Below are 8,839 nucleotides of genomic sequence, written 5' to 3'. Positions count from 1 at the left end.
CCCGCCCCACCGGCCGCTGTTCAGCGGACGTGGATGTTGGGTTGTGGCGGGGTGCTCATGCCGTTGCCGAGGAAGAAACTCGGGTGTGGCGGCTGGTTGTAGGTGGTGTTCTGCCACGCGATGGCGACGCGGTACTGAGCGTCGTGCAACAGCGTGTAGATGCGCCGGTCGGTCTGGATCGGGGTGGAGTAGATGCGCAGCGCGGCATTGTCGTCACGCGGGAGGATGATTTCCTCCCGCCAGTCGCCGAACAGGTCGCCCGACAGTGACGGCGTGGACTTGGTGCCGTTGATGGAGTGCGCCCCGGAGCCCGTCATCAGGCGGGTGTCGCCGCCGGTTCCGTACTTGTCGACGTAGTTGCCGTTGAGCAGTTCCCGTACCGGGTCGGCGTCCCACCAGGCGAGGAAGTTGTTGCTGCTGGGGTTGCGGCCGACGTTGCCGCCGGAGGAGTTGAGCAGGTTGCCCAGGCCGGTGCCGGACCCCCAGAACTCGCCGCCCGCGTTCCCGGCGTAAATGTCGCCGGCCACGCCACGCGCCGGACCCTCGCAGTTACAGCTGTTGTTGCGCTGCATAATGATCGCGCCGGTGTTGGCGTCACGTAGGGTCGCCGCCGGGCTTTGGGCCGCCTCGTGGATCATCCAGATTTCCTGGCCGGTCCGGCTGGGCACGAAGTCGCTGACGTGCAGTGCGTCACCGTGGCCGTAGAAGCTGGTGGAGTGGCGGCCGGTGCCGTTGGAGTTGATGACCATAGCACCGAAGACGATCTCGTCGGTGCCGTTGCGGTCGACGTCGGCGATCGCCAGCGAGTGCGCCCCCTTGCCGGCCCACTGGCTACCGGCGGTGCGGGAGTCGAACTTCCACCGCAGTGACAGTTGACCGTTGCGGAAGTCGTAGGCCGCGATCGCGGTCCTTTCGTAGACGCCGCGGCTCATGATGACACTGGGCCGCTGGCCGTCGAGGTAGGCGGTCCCGGCCAGGAACCGGTTGCCGCGGTTGCCCTTGGTGTCGCCCCAGTCGGCAATGTTGCCCCTGGCCGGTTCGAAGGTCACCGTCGAGCGCACCGCACCGGTGAGCCCGTCGAACATGGTCAGGAACTCCGGTCCGGCGTTGACATGCCCGGCCGAGTTACGGTGCACGGCGCTGGCGTTACCGATCACCTGACCGGTGCCGGAGCGGGTCCCGTCGGAGGTCCGCACCGCCATCTCGGCCCGGCCGTCGCCGTCGTAGTCGTACACCTGGAACTGGGTGTAGTGCGCCCCGGCCCGGATGTTGGGACCCATGTCGATACGCCACAGCCGGGTGCCGTTGAGCCGGTACGCGTCGAGGTACACGTTGCTGGTCACGCCGTCCTGAGCGGGGTCCTTCTGGTTACTCGGATCCCACTTCAGGAAGATCTCGTACTGACCGTCGCCGTCGACGTCACCGACACTTGCATCACCGGCCGTGTAGCTGCTCCCCGGCCGCGAGATCGGCACATCCAGATAGTTGCCGCCGGCGAAGCGCAGCGACGCTTCGGAAGCGGGCTGCTCGACCCCGTTCACGACCGCGCGGACCGTGTAGGAGGCGTCCGCGGCCGCGCCGGAGTCGAGGTAGTTGGTGGAGTTGGTGATCGGTGAAGCGTTCAGCTTCGTCGTGCCCCGGTACACGTTGAACCCGGTCGTGTTGGGCTCGTACCCGAACAGCCGCCAGGAGATCAGGTTGCCCGAACCGGAACGCACGCTGATCAGGCCGCGGTTGAGGTCTTCCATCTGCTTGCCGTTGCCTGGCGGCGACGACGATGGCGGCGGCGACGATGGCGGCGTGCCACCGTCGTCGAAGTCAATGTAGTCGATGTTAGCCAGGCCGTTGGCCGTGGTCGGGCTGAGCCGGATCGTGTTGCTGCCCGCATTGACCGACACGGTCAGGGTAGTGGTGGTGGCCCAGGTGGTCCACGCGCCGGTGCCGTTGAACGCGGCGGCTGCCTGGACGACCGTGCCGTTGACGAGGATGTCGGCGGCGCGGTTGTCGGTGGTGCCGTTGGCGTAACGGATGGCGACGGTTGCCGTGCCGGCCGCGGCCGCGGTCACGGTGAACTGCGCGGCCGAGCCGACCGCGTTGTTGGCGTTGCAAAAGCCACTGCCGGAGAAGCCGGTGTGGTTGGAGTCGATGGTGCCATCGCAGGTGGCGGGTGCGGTTTCGGCCTCGTAGCGGGTCACCGCAGCGGAAGCCGTCGTCGACATGACGACGCCGGTGCCGGCCACTGCCAGCGTGAGACCGACGGAGAGCAGCGCGGTTCGCTGTCTAGGTGGAAGCATGGGTGGGTTCTCCAACGGGTCGGTGGATGTTTGATTGGGGGTCGGCGAGATGGCGGAGGTGCCGACTGTCGAGGGGTTGACGGTGGCCGGTGGAGGGTGTCGCCGGGGCACCGGTCTGGTGGACCGGGCCGGCGGCAACGGCCTGACCGGTGGAACGGCAGCGCGGCCGGGCGGGTCGGCTGCCGGAAACCGGTCTGGCCTTCCACGTGCCCGGGACGTGTTAGTCGGTTGATCGACTTTCTACGTGGCTTGCTGCCCCTCAAGACCACATTTAACAGATAGGGTGCCCTAAGGGCGGACAACTGTCAATCGATGGAAACCGGGTGGCATCGGTTCGCGGGCGCCCGGTGGATCAGCGCTTGGTGCTCTGAAGAGCGGCCCTCTTGTCGTCGCCGACGCCGGCGGCCATTTCGGCGACGGTGTGGGCGCGGATCTGCGGGTGTGGCCCGTCGGCGGCGCGGGCCACCAGGGCGCGCACGTGCTCCTGAGCCGGTTCGGCCAGCCCGTCATACACCGCGACGAACACTTCCCGCGCGCGTGCCCGCGGCCAACCCGGCGGCAAGAACTCGATGGGTAGCAGGGGATCGAGCACGGGGAAGCGACGATAGCTGTCCATCACCTCCGTGCGCGCTCGCACCGCCGCGCTTCCGGAGACAGCACCGGCGGTGATGCGGGGCAGCAGACGGCTCCAGCGCCGAATGAAGGTGGTGTACTGCTTGACGATGCCCGCTATGTCCCAGGCGTCGATCGGATTGCGGGTCGCCCCGGTCGCCAGCTCCACGTGCTGCGAACGGAACACACTCATCGCGCCGAACGCCACCCGCGCCAGTTCGGCCTGCTCCCCGGCCGTGAGCTGGTGCGGCGACACCCACACCCCGTCGTAGAGCGGCGCGTATCCACGCCACCGCAGATGCTCCCGAATCGCGCGCCGCTGTGTGCTCTCCTCCTGCGGTATGGAGAACGCGACCAGCGTCCACCACCCGTCCCACGGCTCCTCGCCCGCCCCGAACGTCGCGATGTCGCGACCGCCGTTCGACAGGTTGTCGGCGGCGGGCCCGGTCAGCCGGTAAGCGCTGTGCCGCCCGTCCCGCCGGCCCTCCAGCACTCCGCGGCGGGCCAGTCGGCTGATGGTCGTGCGTGCCGCCCCGCTGGTCACCCCGAACTCGCCGAGCAGGTCCACGATCGCCGCCGATGGCAGCCACGCACGGGCGCGCAACGTGTAGTCCGCGATCAGGGTCACGCCGAGCCCCTGCGGTGAGCCCTCCTGCCGGCGCGGCAGCCGCACCGACCCGGCCTCCGCGTCGGGGAAGATCTCTTCAAGCTCGAACACCCGGGCCAACCATGCACTCCAACACCGTTCGTGGTGACAGGACGGTACCGACTGTAATGGCCGAGCGATAGGCCACCGACAGCGCATGGGGGGACCGGCCGCGGCCACGCCCAGCCGTCAACAACGAGCGTTTTTTATTGACAGTTCTAGGTCCTCCGGGCAGGATATATGACACATTGGTCATTCGGGAGCTGCCAATGGTGTTCGGCTCAACGGCGAGCGCATCAGTGCGCCCCTTGCAGGTGCCGTGACCGGACCGTGCAGTGGAGTTACTTTGCCTCAGCGGTTGCGTTGTCGGACCGACGGTCCTGACGGAGCTCCGGTCATCGTGCTCGGGCCCGCCCGCCGCACCTCCCTTCACCTTTGGGATCCCGTGATCCCGCACCTCGTCGGGCAGTGGCGGGTGCTGCGGTTCGAGCTGCCCGCACGCCACGCGGCCGCCGAAGCCGCCGATGAGATCGTGGCGATCCTCGACCGGGGCGGGCTCAAGCGCGTCGTCTACTGTGGAGTGTCGTGGTCGGCCGCCGTCGGACAGCACCTTGCCGTGCACCGGCCGAACAGGCTGCACAGTCTGGTGCTGATCTGCGACACCGCCCGATTCGGCGATCCCACCATGTGGGCCCAGGGCGCCAAGTGGCTGCGCGAGTTTTTCGGCGGCTACGACGTGCCGCTTTTTCCGGGCAGGGTCGGCGTGCGGACGGTTGTGCTCTCCGGCACCGATGACTCGGCTGGCCCGCCGGTTCTGGTGGGCGAGCTGGCCCCCGGTGTCCCGGCGGGTCTTTTGCGGGCGATTGCCCCGCCGTGGCATCCGACACGGCTCCACCATCCCGCCGAGCTCGCCGGTCTGCTACACCGGCAGATGCTGGAAATCTAACCTGCCTGGTGGCTCGGCGGGATTCGACGCTTGACGGCGACGGCGGATGCGAAAGGTGAAGCGGCGACGCGCCGTGCCGATTAAGCTCCGCTGGCATGGTGCGATGGACCAATACCCCGATCGTCGGCTGCTACATGGGTGTTCGTGCCACGGTCGACGTCGAGCAGGCGGCCGTGCGTGAGGTAGTGCTGTCCGACGGGTTCGTGCAGCACGAGCCGGACGATGGCATGGGCGCGGACGAGATCGCGAAGATCGAGGAGAGGGCGCTGGCCGGTGTGCGGTCGGCTTTGGACGACCTGGAGCCGCACGTCGGCCCGCTGCGGGTGGTGCTGGTTCGGCATGTGGTCCATCCGGTCGACTCCTCCTGCGGCGGCATCTACTCGGCGGCCTCGCGGGCGGTACGGGAGTCGGTCGAGCAGCTTCCCGTGCCGGTAGGTTTCGTCCGGCATTGGCTCGCGGCCACCGCCGAGCCCGGCGGCTGCGTCCGAGCGCGGGTGACCAACCCGGCCGACGCCGGCAGTGCCGTCGGCGGGGTGAGAGTGACCATCGAGGTGGAGCGCGGGCCGGCGCGGAAGGTCGAGATCAGCCGTCGTTTCGTCGTGGTCTCCGACTCCGACCGCGAGTCCGTGACCGAGGCGCGGGTCGCCGAGCTGGAGCAGGGCGCGGTGCGTGCGGTCAACGAGATGCTGGACGAGCTGGAGCCGAGGACGGGGCCGTTGCGCGTGAACCTCGTCCGGCACCGGTTCCGCCCCGCAGACTCTACGGTCTCCTCGATCGCGGCCGCCCTCGACCGCGGTCTACGCAGGGCGGTCCAGGAGCTGGACTCCGCACGTCCGGAGACGTTGAGCGGGCCCTACATAGACTGAGCGGCACCCCGGGCAAGGGTGGCCCAGGATCGCACGATCCGCCGATCGCGTTGAACGACGCGTCGTCGTATGAAAAGAGGAGCGCGCCTGGCAAGTTGGCGTGCGGGAACCGGTTGGCCAGGCGGGGCGTCATAGGCACCATGCGACGTCTTCTTGCCGTCATCATCGCCGCCGTGACGCTGGCCGCGACCGGCTGTGCGCAGACCCCGGCTGCCACGCGAGGGTCATCCCCCGCCGGTGACTGGCCCGCCGGGATCAAAGAGGCCGAGGTGTACGTTGCGGTGCTGCGCAGATACGTCACTGCGCCACAGGAGAACTCGTTGCCCGCCAACACCTTCAAGGTGGTGTATGTGCTCGACACAGCGCACCCCGGGACGGCCGACCCGATGGCCACAGCCGGCGCGGGGGTGCCCATCCCACCGGAAACGCAGGCCCGCGTCGCCTCCACGCTCAAGGACCTGAACGTCAAGTTCATCGCCGACAGGGACAGCGTCCTGGACCGGGGCGACGGCTGCGCGCAGGTCAAAGACGGCGGCGTGCTCATCACGCTCGGCCCGGTCGACGGCGACGACAACGAGGCCAAGGTGGGCATCAACGGTTATATCGCCTGCCTGGGCGCTACCTGGCTGACCTATGTCGTACGCAACGAAGGCGGCGCGGGGTGGGCGGTGACCGGCACAACCGGACCGATGGCCATCGCTTAGCCGCACCCTGTCGCGGCGGCCGTCACATGTCGGTGCAACGAAAACCCTTGCTACTGACCGGCATCCACGCCGGCCAGTAGCTCGGGAGGTCAGGCTCATAGGTCGCGGCGCTGGAAGGCGATCCCCGCGAGTCCGAGCACGAGTGCGACCCAGAGGGCGGCCCAGGCGAGATATGTGGCGGTGAGCGGAGCCTGGCTCACGAGCGGGCTGCCGATGAGCTCGGGGCTGAGCACAATCGGATCCTGCAGGGCATACATGGCTCCCCGCCACAGGCCATCGGTGGGTATCACCATCCCGGACACTGTGCCAACGCGGGCAACGCTTTCGTTGTCGAGCGCGTCGCCGACCCCGCCGACCACGCCCGCGATCCACGTGGCGCCGAAGAGGCCGACCGCCACGATGCCCGACGCCATCGGCGAGATGGCGGTGGACAGCAGCAGACCCAGGGTGAGCAGTGCTGTCGTCTGCGCCGCGAGCAGTGCCAGGCCCGCGACCGGTTGCGGTGGCCAGTAGCCCACCGTGACCCGCACGATCACCAGCTGTGCGATCCCGGCCAGGATCACGAAGCCGCTGCCGAAGACCACGAGGCCGAGCCATTTGCCCAGCAGGACCGCGAATCGGCGCAGCGGCCGGGCGAGCACGGCCAGCGCGATTCCCGATTCGATCTCGCCGGCCAGGGTCGGCCCGGCCAGGAATGCCGTGCCCAGCGCGGCGATCAGGCTCAGGCCGAACATCACGAGGTTGAGCACCATGGCGGACGCTATCCGGGCCTCTCCGCTGGTGAGCCCGCCGAATTCGGCGTCTATGCGGGAGAATCCCCATGCGCTGAGCGACAACAGGATGACCGTCAGCGCGGCCAGCGAACGCAGCACCCGCCGGCGCGCGACCTCCCGAAGGGTGAGGGCGGCCATGGCGAGGACAATTTGGACGGTCATCGTTGCTCCTCGCTCGAACCTGCACGAAGGATGTCCAGCAGCCGCTGTTCGAGGCTGATCCGTCCGGGCTCGACCGCGTGTATCCGTACCCCGAGCCCGACCAGATCGGCCACGAGGTCCGGCACCGTGGTGTCGTTGTCCTGATGGGACGGCAGCGCGAGGGTGAACGAGTTGCCGCTCTGGTTCACGCTGCCGGTGGCGGCCAGCCGTGCGTGTGCCTGCGGGCTGACGTCATCGAGCTGAAGCCGCAGTTCGCGCTGACCGAGCAGCTCCGTGAGACTGCCGGCTGCGGCGACCTTGCCCTTGTCCAGGATGACGACCCGGTCGCAGACCCGCTCGACCTCGCCGATGAGGTGCGAATTGAGCAGCACGGCGACCTGGCGTGCCTTGAGGGTGAGCAGCAGGTCCCGCACGTCCGCCCGGCCGATCGGGTCCAGCGCGCTGGTCGGTTCGTCGAGGATGACCAGCTCCGGGCGGGCCACCAGCGCGACGGCCAGCCCGAGGCGCTGTTGCATGCCCTTGGAGAAGCTGCCGACCCGGTCGCCTGCGCGGTCGGCGAGGCTGACCGCGGCCAGGCACTCGCGCCGCTCATGAAGCGGCACCGCGAGGCCCGCGAGCCGGACGTGCAGGGCGAGGACCTCGGCGGCTGTGAGCCATGGCTGGTACCGGAAAAGCTCTGGAAGGTACCCGACACGGGCCCGGGAACGCGGTTCCGCAGCCGGTTTGCCGAGCAGCAGCACCTCTCCGGCGTCGGGGCGGACCAGGCCGAGCAGCATCTTGATGACCGTGGTCTTGCCGGCTCCGTTAGGCCCGAGCAGGCCCATGACTTCGCCACGGCCGACGGTGAACGAGACGTCGTCGACCGCGGTCCGCCGCCGATATCGCTTGCGCAGCCCCGAGCACCACACCGCCGGTGCCGGGGACGGCTCGGCGAGCCGTCCCCGTGAGTCCTGCTGAGACAGTGCGGTCACCGCAGCCCCCGCGCCACCGCAAGCACCTCGTCGGCGCTCAGCGATCCGGCCACCGCGGTGAGGACACCGTCGCGCACCCAGACCACGCCCGCCATGACCCCGTTGCGCGAGGTGAGCACCGTGGCCGGCACCCCGCCGACGTCCGCGGTGGAACTGGTCATGTTCTCGGCCGCGATGAGCAGGGGCAGCGTCGTGCCGTCGCCGGAGAAGCTGCGCAGCTGCGCGGCGATGTCCTTGGACAGCATGGGAAGCGACAGCAGGTAGTCGCGGGCGGTGGTAAACGGCACACCGGCGGAGTACGCGGTCGGTGCGCCTGCGCGCGCCACGATCAGGGTCGGCACCCCACGGCCGTGCGACCAGATCGCGGCGACCCCGGGGCCGGCGACCAACCGGAACTGGCTGCCGTCCAGGCCCGTCGGTGGCGGCGGTGGCGCCTGACCGGCGGCCGCAACGGTCTGCGCAGCCTTCGCGGCCGAGAAGGTGAACACGGCGCTGATCCGGCCGCCGGCGACGTACTTGGGTTCACCCGTGACGCCACGCGGCAGCCGGCTCACCCGCGGGACGGAAAGACCGCTGGCCTGCTGCGCGGCCGAGGCGTCGGAAACCTTGCGCACGTTGGGTTTTTCGGTCACCTCGAGCGTGCCGAAGTCGGACAGGTCGGGCAGCTTGACCAGGTCGGCCTCCGTGGCCGTGACCGGGGCGATCTGCTCGGCGCGGAAGATCTGCAGCCAGTCGGTGGCGGCCGCGACACCGGCGCCCGTCACGAGGGCGACGACCGCGGCGACGGCGATCACCGGGCTGCGCAACGCCGCGCGCCACCGCCGGCCGCGGGTGGAGGCGGCCACCCGCGGCCGGGGTGTGTCCG

8 protein-coding genes are annotated in these 8,839 nt (G+C 69.3%); 3 read left to right on the top strand and 5 right to left on the bottom strand.

Translation table 11 applies throughout. The features are described from left to right. Window positions 1-20 precede the first annotated feature (20 nt). Both DM816_RS37520 and DM816_RS37515 read right to left on the bottom strand, forming a co-directional pair. Window positions 21-2,294: a rhamnogalacturonan lyase family protein gene (locus tag DM816_RS37520; RefSeq protein WP_117215259.1), complete on the bottom strand. Its 2,274-nt coding sequence runs from the start codon at window positions 2,292-2,294 to the stop codon at window positions 21-23. 352 nt (window positions 2,295-2,646) lie between these two features. Continuing rightward, window positions 2,647-3,624: a PaaX family transcriptional regulator gene (locus DM816_RS37515; RefSeq protein ID WP_342768797.1), complete on the bottom strand. Its 978-nt coding sequence runs from the start codon at window positions 3,622-3,624 to the stop codon at window positions 2,647-2,649. Window positions 3,625-3,952: 328 nt separating this feature from the next. Here DM816_RS37515 and DM816_RS37510 point away from each other — a divergent pair, with 328 nt between their 5' ends. The 3 genes from DM816_RS37510 (at window position 3,953) to DM816_RS37500 (ending at window position 6,068) form a co-directional block, all read left to right on the top strand. After that, on the top strand, window positions 3,953-4,498 hold the full coding sequence (locus DM816_RS37510) for an alpha/beta fold hydrolase (RefSeq protein ID WP_117215257.1): 546 nt from the start codon (window positions 3,953-3,955) through the stop codon (window positions 4,496-4,498). A gap of 95 nt (window positions 4,499-4,593) precedes the next feature. Then, complete coding sequence (locus DM816_RS37505) at window positions 4,594-5,364, top strand: hypothetical protein (protein ID WP_117215256.1); 771 nt, start codon at window positions 4,594-4,596, stop codon at window positions 5,362-5,364. A 140-nt stretch (window positions 5,365-5,504) separates the two neighbouring features. Further along, entirely contained in the window at window positions 5,505-6,068 is a 564-nt protein-coding gene (locus tag DM816_RS37500) for a hypothetical protein (protein ID WP_117215255.1), read from the top strand. Between the two features lie 95 nt (window positions 6,069-6,163). On the opposite strand, the gene DM816_RS37495 is transcribed toward DM816_RS37500, so the two are convergent. The 3 genes from DM816_RS37495 to DM816_RS37485 form a co-directional block, all read right to left on the bottom strand. Further along, window positions 6,164-7,003 (bottom strand): ABC transporter permease, encoded by an 840-nt coding sequence (locus DM816_RS37495; protein ID WP_117215254.1) that lies wholly within the window; start codon window positions 7,001-7,003, stop codon window positions 6,164-6,166. Further along, a complete protein-coding gene (locus DM816_RS37490) occupies window positions 7,000-7,974 on the bottom strand; it encodes an ABC transporter ATP-binding protein (RefSeq protein WP_117215253.1) in 975 nt (324 codons plus the stop codon). The genes DM816_RS37495 and DM816_RS37490 overlap by 4 nt, the downstream gene beginning before the upstream one ends. Beyond that, window positions 7,971-8,839, bottom strand: an 869-nt coding sequence (locus DM816_RS37485) for a hypothetical protein (protein ID WP_117215252.1), incomplete at its 5' end; no start/stop codon positions are given. The genes DM816_RS37490 and DM816_RS37485, both read right to left, overlap by 4 nt.

Origin of the sequence: Allorhizocola rhizosphaerae, assembly GCF_003426775.1 — a bacterium.
GTDB lineage: Bacteria > Actinomycetota > Actinomycetes > Mycobacteriales > Micromonosporaceae > Allorhizocola > Allorhizocola rhizosphaerae.
The sequence above is the reverse complement of the archived record's forward strand: the minus strand, read 5'-3'. Positions and strand labels throughout refer to the sequence as shown.